This is a genomic window from Neobacillus sp. 204, from assembly GCF_046562815.1.
GTDB lineage: Bacteria > Bacillota > Bacilli > Bacillales > Cytobacillaceae > Neobacillus.
Map to the genome: position 1 here is coordinate 21,631 of NZ_JBJORY010000002.1, position 15,133 is coordinate 36,763.

15 protein-coding genes and 1 pseudogene are annotated in these 15,133 nt (G+C 37.9%); 15 read left to right on the forward strand and 1 reads right to left on the reverse strand.

The genetic code is table 11. The features are described 5' to 3' along the window. The first annotated feature begins 147 nt into the window (after positions 1 to 147). The 11 genes from nikA to ACJ004_RS04285 all read left to right on the forward strand — a co-directional run bounded on the left by nikA (position 148) and on the right by ACJ004_RS04285 (position 11,052). Positions 148 to 1,770, forward strand: coding sequence for a nickel ABC transporter substrate-binding protein (gene nikA, locus ACJ004_RS04235; RefSeq protein WP_410891306.1), 1,623 nt, complete (start codon positions 148 to 150; stop codon positions 1,768 to 1,770). A 19-nt stretch (positions 1,771 to 1,789) separates the two neighbouring features. Further along, entirely contained in the window at positions 1,790 to 2,734 is a 945-nt protein-coding gene (gene nikB / locus ACJ004_RS04240) for a nickel ABC transporter permease subunit NikB (protein ID WP_410891308.1), read from the forward strand. Beyond that, positions 2,731 to 3,564 carry a nickel ABC transporter permease subunit NikC gene (gene nikC / locus ACJ004_RS04245; RefSeq protein ID WP_410891310.1) on the forward strand — a complete coding sequence of 278 codons (834 nt, stop codon included), beginning with the start codon at positions 2,731 to 2,733 and terminating at the stop codon, positions 3,562 to 3,564. Before nikB ends, nikC begins: the two co-directional genes overlap by 4 nt. 15 nt (positions 3,565 to 3,579) lie before the next feature. After that, a complete protein-coding gene (gene nikD, locus ACJ004_RS04250; RefSeq protein WP_410891312.1) occupies positions 3,580 to 4,407 on the forward strand; it encodes a nickel import ATP-binding protein NikD in 828 nt (275 codons plus the stop codon). Positions 4,408 to 4,433: 26 nt separating this feature from the next. After that, positions 4,434 to 5,243, forward strand: coding sequence for a nickel import ATP-binding protein NikE (gene nikE / locus ACJ004_RS04255; RefSeq protein ID WP_410891314.1), 810 nt, complete (start codon positions 4,434 to 4,436; stop codon positions 5,241 to 5,243). Between the two features lie 94 nt (positions 5,244 to 5,337). Next, positions 5,338 to 6,639: an MATE family efflux transporter gene (locus tag ACJ004_RS04260; protein WP_410891316.1), complete on the forward strand. Its 1,302-nt coding sequence runs from the start codon at positions 5,338 to 5,340 to the stop codon at positions 6,637 to 6,639. A 342-nt stretch (positions 6,640 to 6,981) separates the two neighbouring features. Then, positions 6,982 to 7,974 (forward strand): DnaD domain protein, encoded by a 993-nt coding sequence (locus ACJ004_RS04265; RefSeq protein WP_410891318.1) that lies wholly within the window; start codon positions 6,982 to 6,984, stop codon positions 7,972 to 7,974. Between the two features lie 106 nt (positions 7,975 to 8,080). After that, complete coding sequence (locus tag ACJ004_RS04270) at positions 8,081 to 8,596, forward strand: DnaB-like helicase C-terminal domain-containing protein (RefSeq protein WP_410892114.1); 516 nt, start codon at positions 8,081 to 8,083, stop codon at positions 8,594 to 8,596. Positions 8,597 to 9,133: 537 nt separating this feature from the next. After that, complete coding sequence (locus ACJ004_RS04275; protein WP_223587800.1) at positions 9,134 to 9,286, forward strand: YpzG family protein; 153 nt, start codon at positions 9,134 to 9,136, stop codon at positions 9,284 to 9,286. 468 nt (positions 9,287 to 9,754) lie between these two features. Beyond that, positions 9,755 to 10,048 carry a hypothetical protein gene (locus ACJ004_RS04280; RefSeq protein ID WP_410891319.1) on the forward strand — a complete coding sequence of 98 codons (294 nt, stop codon included), beginning with the start codon at positions 9,755 to 9,757 and terminating at the stop codon, positions 10,046 to 10,048. 314 nt (positions 10,049 to 10,362) lie between these two features. After that, on the forward strand, positions 10,363 to 11,052 hold the full coding sequence (locus tag ACJ004_RS04285) for a hypothetical protein (protein WP_410891320.1): 690 nt from the start codon (positions 10,363 to 10,365) through the stop codon (positions 11,050 to 11,052). A 102-nt stretch (positions 11,053 to 11,154) separates the two neighbouring features. Here the strand turns inward: ACJ004_RS04285 and ACJ004_RS04290 are convergent, their stop codons facing one another. Next, a complete protein-coding gene (locus tag ACJ004_RS04290; RefSeq protein ID WP_410891321.1) occupies positions 11,155 to 11,391 on the reverse strand; it encodes a hypothetical protein in 237 nt (78 codons plus the stop codon). Positions 11,392 to 11,690: 299 nt separating this feature from the next. Between ACJ004_RS04290 and ACJ004_RS04295 the strand changes: the two are divergent. From ACJ004_RS04295 to ACJ004_RS04310, 4 genes and pseudogenes are all read left to right on the forward strand, one after another. Beyond that, a pseudogene (locus ACJ004_RS04295) lies at positions 11,691 to 11,801 on the forward strand (hypothetical protein); the annotation flags it as partial. 424 nt (positions 11,802 to 12,225) lie between these two features. After that, positions 12,226 to 13,236, forward strand: coding sequence for a DnaD domain protein (locus ACJ004_RS04300; RefSeq protein ID WP_410892115.1), 1,011 nt, complete (start codon positions 12,226 to 12,228; stop codon positions 13,234 to 13,236). Then, positions 13,236 to 14,480, forward strand: coding sequence for a replicative DNA helicase (locus tag ACJ004_RS04305; protein WP_410891322.1), 1,245 nt, complete (start codon positions 13,236 to 13,238; stop codon positions 14,478 to 14,480). Before ACJ004_RS04300 ends, ACJ004_RS04305 begins: the two co-directional genes overlap by 1 nt. A gap of 61 nt (positions 14,481 to 14,541) precedes the next feature. Continuing rightward, the gene (locus ACJ004_RS04310; RefSeq protein ID WP_410891324.1) at positions 14,542 to 15,003 is read left to right on the forward strand and encodes a hypothetical protein; all 462 of its coding nucleotides are present in this window, start codon (positions 14,542 to 14,544) and stop codon (positions 15,001 to 15,003) included. Positions 15,004 to 15,133: the final 130 nt, after the last annotated feature.

Here is a 15,133-nt window from a genome sequence, read left to right on the forward strand (position 1 = left end):
TCAACAGCTTACTTACTATTTAAATTAAGTTTTTATCTATTGGGGCTAGTGGGTTTAAAGCAATTAAAATATCCAACAGTAATTGACAAAAGTATATAATGCCCTTACAATTGAAAACGATTATCAATATCAATTGGAGGAAGTTAAATGTCTTACGTAATTAATGGTCGGAATATTTTATTAACATCGATTTTTATTTTTTTATTATCATCAGTATTACTTGGTTGTACAAATGCTAGTGATAAGGATACAACGTCAGAGAACGTAAATGATAATATGCTTACGATCGCTTGGGCGAGGGATGTGGGCGAAATGAATCCCCATGTGTATAATCCTTCACAATTATTTGCTCAGTCAATGGTATATGAACCGTTAGTAAGTTACGGAGCTGGGGGAGAGCTAAAACCGCATCTTGCAGAGTCATGGGAAATTTCTGAGGACGGAAAAATATATACATTTCATCTGCGAAAAGATGTGAAATTCTCAGATGGTACTAGCTTTAATGCAGAAATTGTGAAAAAGAATTTTGATACAATTCTGAACCACATGGAATTACATAGTTGGTTGGGTTTCCTTTCGAAAATTGAAAATATGGAAGTGATCGACGAAAATACGTTTAAAATGACATTAACCGAACCATATTATCCAACGATTCAGGAGCTAGCTGTTGTTCGTCCTGTTCGTTTCTTAGGTGAAGCTGGATTCCCTGATAATGGTGATACCTCAAAAGGAATTGTGAAACCAGTTGGTACAGGTCCATGGATTTTGGAAGAGTATAAAGCGGATGAATATGCGATTTTCAAACGGAACGAAAACTATTGGGGTGAGCTTCCAAAAGTAGAAAAAATTCAAGTGAAAGTCATTCCTGATGCAGAAACGAGAGTACTAGCGTTTGAAAAAGGTGAGTTAGATTTAATTTACGGAGAAGGTGTGATCAGTTTAGACGCTTTCAAACAATTAGAATCAACTGATAAATATGAAACTAGCATTTCTCAGCCGGTAGCGACAAGACAGCTTGTTATGAATACTAATAAAGAACAGCTTTCCGATCAACGTGTTCGCCAAGCGTTACATTATGGGTTTAATAAAGAGGCAATGGTGAAAGGAATCACTTCAGGACTAGAAGAAGCAGCAGATTTTATTTTACCGACAAACTTGCCTTATACTTCCGAAATTGATGTTACGAAGATTGGATATGATGTTGAGAAAGCAGAAGCGTTATTAGACGAAGCAGGATGGAAACTTCCTAAGGGGAAAACGGTTCGGGAAAAAAATGGACAGCCACTTGAAATGGAAATGATGTACGATTCAGCAGAATCTATTCAAAAAGCAATGGCAGAAACGCTGCAATCAGAATGGGCTGCCATTGGGGTGAAATTAAATATTGTTGGGGTAGAGCTTGCGGATCAAGTTCAAAGATTTAAAGATAATAAGTTTGATATTAATTTCTTTAGTAACTACGGTGCTCCTTATGATCCGCATACATTTATTAACATTGTGGCAAAAGAAGGATTTGGATTTAATGAAGCCATTTCAGCCTATCCAAACAAAGCGGAATTACTCCAACAAATCGCCCGGGTTCCTCAGACAACTGACGAGAATGAACGACAACAGCTGTACACATCTATATTAACATCACTGCAGGATCAAGGGGCAATTCTTCCTATCTCTTATATTAAGAAAACAGCGATCTATCAAAAAGATGTTACTAACTTCAATTTCTCTGCGAATCGTGACGAAAATCCATTCACAGGAATTACCATCAAGTAGTTAGCAGTAGGAGGCTATTATGGGCAATTATATTATTAAACGAATAATGTCCATTATCCCAGTATTCCTTTTGGCCGCACTTCTAACAACTGGAATGATTCACTTTTCACCGGTGGATCCGGCCGAGGCTTATTTAACAGCAGCACATATCGAACCGACCGATGAGATTTTGGCCCAGAAAAGACATGAGTTTGGTTTAGATCAACCATTCTATATTCAATATGTAAACTCTATTATGAAGATATGCCAACTTGATTTTGGCATATCTTATGTTTCGAATAAGCCCGTTTGGGACGAGGTAATCTACCGAATTCCAGCAACCCTCCAGCTTGCGCTCGGGAGTTTATTCATCGCGGTGCTTGTCAGTGTCCCTCTTGGCTTTCTGGCAGGAGTAAAGAAAAACAGGTTAATTGATCATTTCAGTCGCATGCTCTCCTTTTTCGGGGCTTCCATTCCTTCTTTTTGGCTGGGTTATCTATTGATTTTTTTCTTTTCTGTAAAACTTGATCTTTTCCCCGTTGAGGGTTTTGGAACATGGCAACATCTTGTATTGCCTTCGATTACGCTGGCACTTCCTTTAATTGCAATGTACACAAGATTGCTGCGTGCTAGCATTCTTGAAAATTTACAAGAGCCCTATGTGCTATTCGCAAGGACAAGGGGAATAAAAGAAAAAACCATTATGGCCAAGCATGTCTTAAGGATTGCCATTTCTCCGATGATTACTGGTCTGGGGATGAATCTTGGGAAATTGCTGACTGGAACAATTATCGTGGAAACCGTTTTTTCTTGGCCTGGGTTTGGCCGTTATTTTATAGAAGCAATTTTTAATCGTGACATCCCTATCATTCAATGCTATGTACTTATAGCGGCTAGTTTATTTATCTTTAGCAACCTATTGGTGGATTTGATTCAAATGTTTATTGACCCGCGCATATCCAGGAAAGAAGGGCAACAACGATGATAACCAGTGTACGCAGTATATTTTTAAATCAAAAAGTGATTCCGATATGTACCATTGTATTAGGGATTCTTTTTATCATCACGTTATTGGCTCCCTGGATTGCACCAAATGATCCGATTGCGGTCAATTTAGCTTATAAACTACAGCCTCCATCCTGGGAATTCCCATTTGGAACGGATCATTTAGGAAGATGTAACTTATCGCGCCTTTTATATGGGGGACGAATATCTTTAGGCTTTGCCATGCTCATTTTCATTTCATCTTTAACGATTGGTTTATTGATTGGAACCTTTTCTGGATATAAAGGCGGCTGGGTGGATCAGGTTTTAATGAGATTTTGTGATGGTGTGATGGCTTTTCCTAGTCTTATCCTTATCCTTGGATTGGTTGGTATTTTCGGTCCCGGACTTCAGCAGGTCATTCTAGCGCTGATGCTTGTGCAATGGGTTTATTACGCGAGAATGTTCCGAGGAATGGTTCTAAGTCTGAAGGAACAAAACTTTATTGCAGCGGCGAAAATAAGCGGCTCATCGCAATGGAAAATCATAAAAAATCATATTGTCCCAAATGTGCTCCCGCCACTAGTGGTTATGGGTACATTAGAAATGGGTTGGGCGATCATGGATATATCCGCCATGTCATTTCTTGGTTTAGGAGTACAACCGCCTACACCTGAATGGGGAGCGATGATTCACGAAGGAAAGTCATATATTCGGTCGAATCCAGAATTAATGCTTTATCCAGGTTTGATGATTATGCTTGTGATTGTGACCTTCAATTTATTGGGCGAAGCGTTATCCGAACGTTACGGTGTCAAACGTCAATCATAAAAAGGAATGAGAATGTTGGGTACAGAACAGTCGAATGTGCTACAAGTGAGAGATTTACATGTACAGGTCAAAACAAAAACTGGTACTGCAACGCTTGTTGAGGATATCAATTTTGAACTGAAGCGTGGGGAGGTACTGGGTCTTGTTGGGGAAAGTGGCTGCGGTAAAACCGTTACGAGTATGTCCATTCTTCAGCTTCTCAATCAGAAAACGACAACGATTGAAGGCAATATTGTATTACAAGGACGCGAATTGAACGGTTTAGGTGAGAAAGAAATGCGTGAGATCCGCGGCAAGGATATCGCCTTTATTATGCAAAATCCGATGAATGCTTTTACGCCTGTTTTTACGATTGGACATCAATTTATTGAAACCATTCGTTCGCATACACAATGGAATAAAAAACAAGCAACAGAGCTGGTCATTGAGGCGATGCAACATGTGAATTTACCAGATCCCGTTAAACTATTAAAACAGTATCCTTTTCAATTGAGTGGTGGTATGCTTCAACGGGTGATGATTGCTATTGCAGCATGTTTACATCCTGCAGTAATTATTGCCGACGAACCGACAACGGCACTTGATGTAAATAATCAAAAGAAAGTACTGTACCACTTAGATAAAATACGCTCTGATTATGGTTCAGCCATATTATTAATATCCCATGATCTTGGTGTCATTTCTGAAATGGCTGATGAAGTTGTAGTTATGCAGAATGGTCGAATAGTAGAAAAAGCGGGTGTATTCCAACTATTCGATGAGCCGCAGCATGAGTATACGAAAAAGCTTTTAAATGCACGCACAAGATTAAATTTAGATGAACCTGCCATCCATTTAGCTTGACTTAAGCCTATATAAGGGGTGAAAAAATGAGTTTATTACAATTAAATGAAGTAACCCATAGCTATGGATCTCGAACGTTTTTCAACTGGAAAGATCGTTCTAAAAAAATACTTTGCGGCATATCTCTATCTATTGAGGAAGGAACCTGTTTAGGTTTGCTTGGTACGAGCGGAGCTGGTAAAAGTACCTTAGGACGAGTGATTCTTGGTCTGGAACGACCGCAGTATGGACAGGTTCTCTTTCAAGGGCATGATATTTATACCCTAGATAAGCATAGTCGTCAAAAGATTCGTCGTGATCTTCAAGCTGTATTTCAGGACTCCTACTCATCGGTTAACCCTCGTATGACGGCCGAACGGATTATTGCAGAGCCGCTAGAAAATTATGAAAAGCTAACAATTGCTGAGCAAAAACGAACGGTTATTGAATTATTAGAAAGGGTAGGGCTAAGTGAAGAGGACTTAAAAAAATACCCTAATCAATTTAGCGGTGGGCAATTGCAAAGAATCAATATTGCAAGAGCCATCTCACTCAAGCCAAAGCTGATAGTCTTAGACGAGTCTGTCAGTAGTCTAGATATGGTGAATCAAACCCTTATTTTAGAATTACTAAAGGAGTTAAAAGCAGACTACGGGTTATCCTATCTCTTTATTACACATGATATTAAAGCTGCCTATACGATTAGTGATAGATTAGGTGTACTAGAAAAAGGAGAATTGGTTCAGCTTTATGATGAAAAAAAACAGTTTTTTACTTCAGAATATCCTGTAGTAACTGAGTTGAGAGATTCAATGCTGGCCGAACACCCACGTTTCCGTTCGGTTAGACGTGCTTAATTTAAACAGTATATACACTTTTCGAATGCCTCGATTTCATTTGCATAATCGGGGCTATTGTTCTATTTGAATGGATAGGAGGAGGAAATTCCTAATGAATCATCGTGCGTACCTCACTTTGGCGATTCCCCTAACGATCTCGACCATGACAACGCCCTTGTTAGGTGCTGTAGACACAGCCGTTGTGGGGCAGCTTCCTGATCCGGCCTATATTGGAGGAGTTGCAGTCGGGACGCTTATTTTTAATACTTTGTATTGGGTATTCGGTTTTTTACGGGTTAGCACATCTGCTTTTGCCGCACAAGCGAATGGGGCCAGCGATCAAGCACAAGGAATCCTTGCTTTATCGCGTCCATTTTTATTAGCTGTTGTGGTTGGGGTGTGTTTTATTCTCTTACAATGGCCGATTGAATATCTAGCTTTGATATTGTTTTCAAACGATTCTGATGTCAGTGGGTTTGCAGCTGAATATTTTCGAATTAGAATTTGGGGAGCACCGTTTACATTGCTGAACTATGTGATCCTAGGCTGGCTAATGGGGATGGCAAAGATTAAAGAATCTTTATGTTTACAGGTGTTAATGAATGTTTTGAATATGATCTTAGCCATTCTTTTTGTTCATGTCCTTTCTTTTGCGGTAAAAGGAGTCGCTGCTGCTGCATTGATTGCTGAAGTGACAGCTTTTATAGTAGGGCTGTTCATTGTGATGAAGGCATCACCGTTTGATTGGAGGTTACCATCGTTTCAAGAACTGATAGATACACAGTCTATGAAAAAGATGTTTAACGTTAACAAGGATTTGTTTATACGAACCATTTGTTTATTAGTCGTTTTTAATATGTTTACAGCAAAAGGTGATTCGTTTGGAACGGACTTTTTAGCAGCCAATGCTGTTCTATTTCAAATTCATTACATAATGGCTTATTTCTTCGAAGGGTTTGCCAATGCAACCAGTATTCTGGTCGGCAAAGCGGTAGGATCTAAGGACAAGGAATTATATAAACAAACACTTACTTTATCAAAGCAATGGTCGGTGATTACGGCTATTGTTATAGCTTGTATATATGGATTATTTCAAGAACAAATTATTGCGCTTTTTACCAATCTACCAAGTGTAATCGAACTTTCAACTACATATGGAAAATGGCTAATCCTTTACCCGTTTGCCGCGTGTTTTGGCCTTGTCATTTATGGAGTCTTCACAGGTGCAACTGAAATTGCTCCCGTTCGAAACTCTATGATTTACGCAATGATCTTATATATCGTTATACAAATTATGGCAACGCCTATCTGGCATAATCATGGCCTATGGCTGGCTTTCATTCTATACACGTTTGGGCGTTCTGGATTCTTGGTCATGTATACTCCTAAATTAAATAAGAGATTATTATCATAAAGAAAGGAATAAGAAAATTACAGCTTCTTCTGAAAAAAACTATAAAATCATGCGAAATTGCAAAAAAACGCCACCAAAAATCATTTTTGGTGGCGTTTTTTTACCGTTTCTCACTAAAAATGCCCTAAAAAATGAAAATTGGAAGTTCGCTTTACCTCGTAAATCTCGATATGGTAGAGGTGCTCAAAGACGGAGGCTTTTACATAAAGCCCTAGCTAAGGACAAGGTGATGAAAAGGTGTCATAAAAATTCACAACCTATTGAAATACATATGACCATTTCTTCATTTATTTCTATATCAAATATGAAGGGATTTTATTAGAAGAAAGGCAGTGGTTGAAGATGGCAAAGCATCGAATGATTCGTACAGATTTTTGGAAGAATCCAATGGTTTCAGAAGAGATGACCCCGGAGGATAAGTATTTTTACCTTTATCTGCTTACGAATCCAAATATGACTCAAATTGGTATCTATAAAATTACAAAAAAGCAAATGGGTTTTGATTTGGGCTATTCGATTGAGAGTGTGCATTCCTTAATGGAACGATTCATCCATCATCACAAAGAGATACGTTACAATCCTGTAACGAGAGAGCTGGCGATTAAAAACTGGGGGAAATACAACCTGCATAAAGGCGGGAAACCGGTCATGGATTGTATTTATTCTGAATTAAAAGATGTCGAGGATCTCTCGCTTATCCTTTATGTTTCGGAATCCATTGTTAAACAGGAAATTCTCAGCTTATTTGAATCCTTTTGTGGACAAGAAGAAAGGTTTAACAGCAATGATATGAGTGAAGAAGATGAAAATGATACATATATTGCTACTGAATGCGAAGAATTAAATGAACCGTTCATGCATCGTGATACGATTCGGGGGCAAAAAGAAAAAGAAAAAGAAAATAAAAAACAACAACAAGAAGCTCTCCAAACTAATCTAGATAAATATCCAGACATTGAGACCGCACTACAGATTAAACAAAAAGACATAAAAGAAATTGTTGAGTTTTGGGACAACAATGGATTTGGTTTTTCGAACGTGAATGCCAAGCAACAGTTATTATCCTGGTTAGATGATTCTAGCTTTTTACAGCCGAAAGATGTCATTTTAAAAGCGATGAATATTACGTGTGCCAATAACAAGCGAAGACTGAGCTATATGGTTGGGATTCTGAAAAACTGGGAAAATGAATCTTTACTAACCGTAGAAGAAATTGATTCGTATCATGAAAACCAAAAGTCCGTACCCAAGCATAGGCAATCAACCGAATCGTTTCCTACCGGAAGAGCTATTCCAAGTGGTTTTGAACTTGACCTTACGGCAGGTGAAGATTGATGAGTATTGCGGAAAAAGCGTTCATAGGAAGCTTGATGAAGGCGGAGTACTTACTCAAGGACACCGTGATCCAACCTGAACAGCTGGAGAGTACACGGCATAAAGAATTAATGCGCTCACTGAAACCCATATGCAAATTTTTGATGGGGCGGGACAAACCATTGCCGAAATGAGAGCGAAAACGCGAAAAATGATGAATCAATTTCCATACAAGAAACCGATCCTTTTTATCGATTACTTAACACTGATCCAATCAGGTCAATCTTACGGAGGGAATTCCCATTTACAAGTAACGGAAATATCCAAATCCCTTAAAGCGATGGCGAAGGAATTTGATTGCCCCGTCATTTGTTTGGCACAGTTAAATCGCTCGGTGGAATCAAGAGCCATTAAACGGCCGATGATGTCTGATATTCGGGAATCGGGCAGTGTTGAACAGGACGCCGATGTCATTTTGTTCTTATATCGTGAGTCGTATTATGACAAGGACATGGACAATCATTCCCTTGAAATCATTGTCTCGAAAAACCGAAATGGTCCCGTTGGAAGTATCGCTGTGAATTACAACAAGCATACAGGTAGGATTGAGGACCAGAAGGAATCGAGTCCTACCCTTGTATAACCTCTATTTAGCCGAAAAAAATCTTATTACGAGGTGTTATCACATGATTGTGAAAGATCTTTACATGGATTGTTTCTCTAGGATTCTTTGATTCCGGTGTATCTACTAATAAATAGCGGATTGTAATCATTGGAAGATAAAAGGGAGGAACGATAATGGCAGCATAATCAGATATTGGCAAAAGGTTTTTGGATTATTTATCGAGTTTCAAACGTAAAAACAACTATTTGCATGTTAGAACCACACAGCGGTTTATTGCTCGACTTGATGATATAAGTAGTAAATATATAAAACAAACGTTGGCAACCAAATAGCCTTGATCATATCCAAACAACATGGCAGAACGGCTAAAAGTAACTTAACCACTGCCAAAACCTGTTTATTATTCATAGTACAAAACCAATCGCATCAATATCAGTAGGAAAAGATATATTTAAAAAAGCAATTTGTTTATAATTTTGGGTAGTTTTACAAATGATATAAATGATATCCCTAGAGGATATCCGTTTCAAGTATCCTATGATGAGGTGATTTTGGATGAGCTACAAAGATCATTTAGATTCTCGCTCAGAGCGAATTTGCCACAATAACACGAGACCAAAGTTTGCCAGATCGCAGGTAAACGGAGAGACTCAATTGACGCAAAGTGCTATCATCTTAAGGAGCAATGCGAAGGCACACCGCTGGTAGGAGCCAGGCATTAGAAACGAATCGGAGCAGGAAATTTAGTGTACTGCACCACAATAAAGCCTTTTTTCGGTTTATGTAAATCGAGAAAAGGCTTTTCTTTTGTTACCTAATCAATTGTGTAAAAATGCAGTCTTTTTCCCATAGGCTGGAGTGGCTTTGTGTAGACGATGATTGCAACACGTGCATTAGAAGAAATTAAAAGGCTTTAGCATTATATTGATTTAGCACGATTCTATGAGTTTGACACGTTTAATCGCAAGGCTCTAACAATATTGGGTCGGGTGTCTTTAATTATGAACGTCGTTGTATCAAAGTGTTATAACTTAAGCGGTTTGGAATGATTTCTTCAACTAACGAAGCACGAAGTTGATACAAGTATTGAATTACCTTCTATATAAAAGATAAGAATCAGGTTTACCTTATTAAACTGACACAATTCTTACAATCCAGTCAGAAAACATTCACCAAATGGTAAGTGGTGACTATGTGCCTAGCTACAGCCGAGAAGGAGAACATATTTGCTTTCAAGGAACTTTGCGTATAGAGGATAGCGAGTATACAGATAAAACATTGCTGTATCCCCTTAGGAAAAGCGAAATGTTTGATTTACTGGAAACAGCGGGATTTTCAAATATTTTGGGATTTGGAAGTTTTAAAAATGACCTATTTATTGACAATGAATCACCCGCGTTGGTAATAACAGCACAAAAAGCATCTTACAATCAAAAAACAGAGAAAAGAAAAAATAACTTGGTTATTTGAGCTAGAACCTGTCCTGTTAAATTGATAGGGTAGAAGTCATTGATCCTTTTGTGAGTGGATATCCTTTAATGGTATCCACTTATTTTTTAAAATAGATCAAATGCTATACCCAATTCATACTGTAAATGTTAAACATAACCTTTGTTATTTAGCTTTTTGGGTAACTAAAACATGCATTAAAGGAAATATTTTATGAGTTCTTTGAATGGATATACTAATGGATGAAAAAACTATAGTCATTAAATTTAATCTGTGAAGTAGTAAAAGGAGACACACTGTATTATGCATAAATGGAAAAATCGGGAGGCTATCGAATGAGAAGGATAAATCCAGGCTCCATCATGTCTCACATTAAGTATGGGAATCTAAAAATACCAAAGAGTATTCAATGTGAGTGCCCGGGATGCAGAAATACAACTGAATTTATGCTTAATGCAAACTACCAGAGCAGTAAGAATGGCATGGTAATTGAGTGTAGTTGTCCATCATGTAAAAAATCAGCAGTTTTTATCATTATGACTAAGGAAGTTCTAGATGAACAAGGCGAATTTGCTGATACTTATATTTATGACCTTCAAGCTTCCAAACATCCGATTAATCAATTAGAAACTCTACCCAATATACCCAAGGACCTGATCAGGGCATACCGTTCAGCAATAAATGTTTATCAATCTAGAGAAAATTCAGCTACTGCCGTTATGTCAAAAAGAGTGATTGAAAGTATCCTAAAGCATTTTCTCGGTGAAAAAAGTAAGGCACAGCCATTGTCTCAACAGCTTGAAATCCTACCGAATCATGTTGAATTGGCAAAGCCTATTCAATCCCTTAGCAATTTATTGGTAACTGATAATTCCCTACATCGGATGCTTGAATTGGAAACTGAAATGGATTACGAGACGACCTCGTTATTAATGGACTTATTAGAAAGCTTAATTGAGTATCTTTTTGTCCTGCCGGGGAAAATCGAAGTCACCACTAATAAAATAGCAAAGAAATTCAATTAGCGGGCAATTTAATTCAAAAAATGGCATGCCAACCTGTTGTCAGTTTGCACGCCATTTTCTCTTCCCATTTATTTACTTTGCACCTCAAAATGGAACCCTATATTAAGCCATAGGCATGCTTTTAAATTTAGTAACATTCTTTACAAACTCTTCTTTACCGTCAATAAGCTTAAACACTCTAGCTTCATCAAAATGTACAATCTTACCCAACCGTAATTCACCATCTCTATAACTTTTAGCCAATGAATTAATTAAAGTCTTCTTAGTAGCTCCTTGGTGGTAGGACCTTCCAATAAACACACCTTTAAAATACTTGTAAACCATATAAGTATCAAACATTATTTCAGCCCCCAAATCTCAAAGTATTTACTCACTCTATATGAAGGGCTATTAAGCCCAGCCATTACATTTCATATTCAACAATTACAGGACCTGATTCTATTGATAAACATCTATAGCGGTAACACCAAAAGTATTTTCAACTGCGCTAAGATGAAATGGCCTTTGCCACATGAGGTATACTAACATGGTTTCTTGCAGGTGTCTGTGAATGTTTTGTGAACTTTTTTACAAGGATTCAAACAAACATTATCCTGCTCAATAAAACAACATGTTACTTTTAAAAATTAAAAAGTGAAGGAGTCAAACAAGAACAGATGGAGCAGGTTCATTCTCCAATCGGATTGGAAATGGGCGCAGTAACAACAGAAGAAATTGCCCCAGTATTATTGGGGAAATCATCAAAGTAAGCAAGGAAAAAAAGCCTATGAAAGTAAAACAAATAAATAAATAAATAAGCAGAATAGAAGAAGCTGGGAAACAGTTCCTTTTATATAACCTAAGAAGGATAAACGCATTCACACAAAAAAGGCTATAAAATCACCGAAATTGCAAAAAACACCTCCAAAAATCATTTTTGGTGGCGTTTTTTTATCGTTTCGCACTAATAATGCCCTCAAAAATGAAAATTGGAAGGTCGCTTCACCTCGTAAATCTCGATATGGTAGAGGTGCTGAAGACGTAGGCTTTTACATAAAGCCCTTGCTAAGGACAAGGTGATGAAAAGGTGTCATAAAAGATTCACATTTTATTGAAAAACATATGACCATTTGCATCATTTATTTCTATATCAAGTATGAAGGAATTCTATTAGGAGAAAGGCAGTGGTTGAAGATGGCAAAATATCGAATGGTACGTACTGATTTTTGGAAGAATCCGATTGTTTCAGAAGAGATGACCCCGGAGGATAAATATTTCTATCTTTATCTTCTTACGAATCCCCATACGACTCAAATTGGAATCTATAAGATTACCAAAAAACAAATGGCTTTTGATTTGGGCTATTCGATTGAGAGTGTTCATTCATTAATGGAAAGATTCATCGTGCATCACAAGGTGATTCGTTATAATCCTGAAACGAGAGAACTTGCGCTTAAAAACTGGGGGAAATATAACCTACATAAAGGCGGGAAACCGGTGATGGATTGTATTTTTTCCGAGTTAAAGGATGTAGAGGATCTCTCGCTGATTCAATATGTTTTGGAATCCATTCAAAAACAGGAAATTCGCAGCCTATTTGTATCTTTTTGTGAACGAGATGAGATGTTCAACTGTAATGATAATAGTGAAGAAGATGAAAATGATACATATATTGCTACTGAATGCGAAGAGTTAGACGATCCGTTCTTGCAACGTTATACGATACGGGGACAAAAAGAAAAAGAAAAGAAAAATAAAAAAGAAAATAAAAAACAACAACAAGAGGCTTTTAATCCAAATCTTGAGAAAAATCCAGACATAGTGAATCCATTACAGAGTAGTCAAAAAACAGATGATGTTAAAGAAATTGTTGAGTTTTGGGACAACAATGGATTTGGTTATACGAACGTGAATGCGAAAATGCAGCTTTTATCTTGGTTAGAGGATTCTAGCTTTTTACAGCAGAAAGATATGATTTTAAAAGCGATGAATATTGCGTGTGCCAATAACAAGCGAAGGCTAAGCTATGTGGTTGGGATTCTGAAAAACTGGGAAAATGAGTCTTTGCTCACTGTAGAAGAAATAGATTCCTATCATGAGAACCAAAAGCCTATACCAAAGCATAGGCCATCAACCGAATCGTTTCCTGCCGGAAGAGCTATTCCAGGTGGATTTAAACTCGACCTTACGGCAGGTGAAGATTGATGAGTATCGCTGAAAAAGCGTTTTTAGGAAGCTTGATGAAGGCGGAGTACTTACTCCAAGATACCGTCATTCAATCAGAACAGCTAGAAAGTACACGGCATAAAGAATTAATGCGAAGAATGGTGGAGTTAAACCGGGCGGGTAAGAATGTTGATTTGATCACATTAACCACCTTACCAGACCTCGATTCCTTAGGTGGAATGTCTTACCTATCGGAGCTGTTATCATACGCAGATCTGGAGAAATTCGACGGAATGGAGAAGCTCATTCTTGATCAATGGAAAGAACGGAAAAAGAGAAATATCTTGACGGTTGCAGCCCTGAATGATTGGGAGATTGCTAAAGTCATTGCCGAATTGGATAAAATTAACCAAATGAAAATGGAGGATCACACGTCCTTACAACAAGCATTGGTAGATATTTATGAGGCACCCTGGGAAGATCGAATAAGCCAGAAAAGTTCAACAACGGGAATCAAAAAGCTCGACGAAGTGACGGGAGGCTTTCAGGGAGGGGAAGTGACGATTTTAGCAGCAAGACCATCGATGGGAAAAACCGACGTGATGCTCCATTTTGCCAAAATGTCGGGTTGGGCAGGGTTTCTGCCACTCGTATTTTCCTTAGAAATGCCTGAAAAGCTGATAACTTCCCGATTAATGGCTTCGACTGGGGGTTTTAACCGTGCAAAAATGCGGGATCCAAAAAGAATGCTAACTGAAAATCAAAAGAATAAATGGTCGGATGTGATTGGTAATCTCACGGAAACCCATATGCAAATTTTTGATGGGGCGGGACAAACCATTGCCGAAATGAGAGCGAAAACGCGAAAAATGATCAATCAATTTCCATACAAGAAACCAATCCTTTTTATCGACTATTTAACATTGATCCATTCCAGTCAATTTTACGGAGGGAATTCCCATTTACAAGTAACGGAAATATCCAAATCCCTTAAAACGATGGCGAAGGATTTTGATTGCCCCGTCATTTGTTTGGCGCAGCTCAATCGATCGGTGGAATCAAGAGCCAATAAACGGCCGATGATGTCTGATATTCGGGAATCGGGCAGTGTGGAACAAGACGCCGATGTCATTTTGTTCTTATATCGTGAGTCGTATTATGACAAGGACACAGATAATCATTCCCTTGAAATCATCGTCTCGAAAAACAGAAATGGTCCAGTTGGAAGCATCGCTGTCAATTACAATGAGCACACAGGAAGGATTGAGGACCAGAAGGAATAGGGTCCTACCATTTTATAACCTATATTTAGCCGAAAAAAATATTATATCGAGGTGTGATCACATGATTGTGAAAGATCTTTACATGGATTGTTTCCGTTATGAAGAATCCTCATTGGCCCATTGCATCTACCATTTACTAGCAGAGCAGAAAATTTCTTTAGATGACGACATTTCTAAAATAGACTTAGAACAAGCAGACCATCATAAAGTAAAGGAATTGGTTCAAAATAATTTTTTAGGTTTTCATAAAGTTGGCATCTACTCACTGAAGATGAACCAGAAGGATTTTGTCTTTATCTTTGCAGCCAGCAAGCAAGAAGCAATCCAATTCTATACCAAAACATTTCATCAAAACCCATTGAACTGTCACGTTTATTCGCTAGATTACCAGCTCACTAGAGGAAATAATGTGATTTCGTTTCGGGACATGAGGAAGGAATTCATGAGTTTTCCAGCTATAGCGGGGTATTTTAAGAGGGGGAATGAAGATAAGAGAGTTGGAACAAACTCATATCTAGTTTAAACACTCCTTGGACTAAATTATCCTAGGGAAGGTGAATAAAGAAATGGTGTTACCCGACCATTAGTATCGGAAGAAAAATTTGAGTCCATTTTAGAGAAGTAAAATGCCTACGATTGGTTGTTAAATTAAC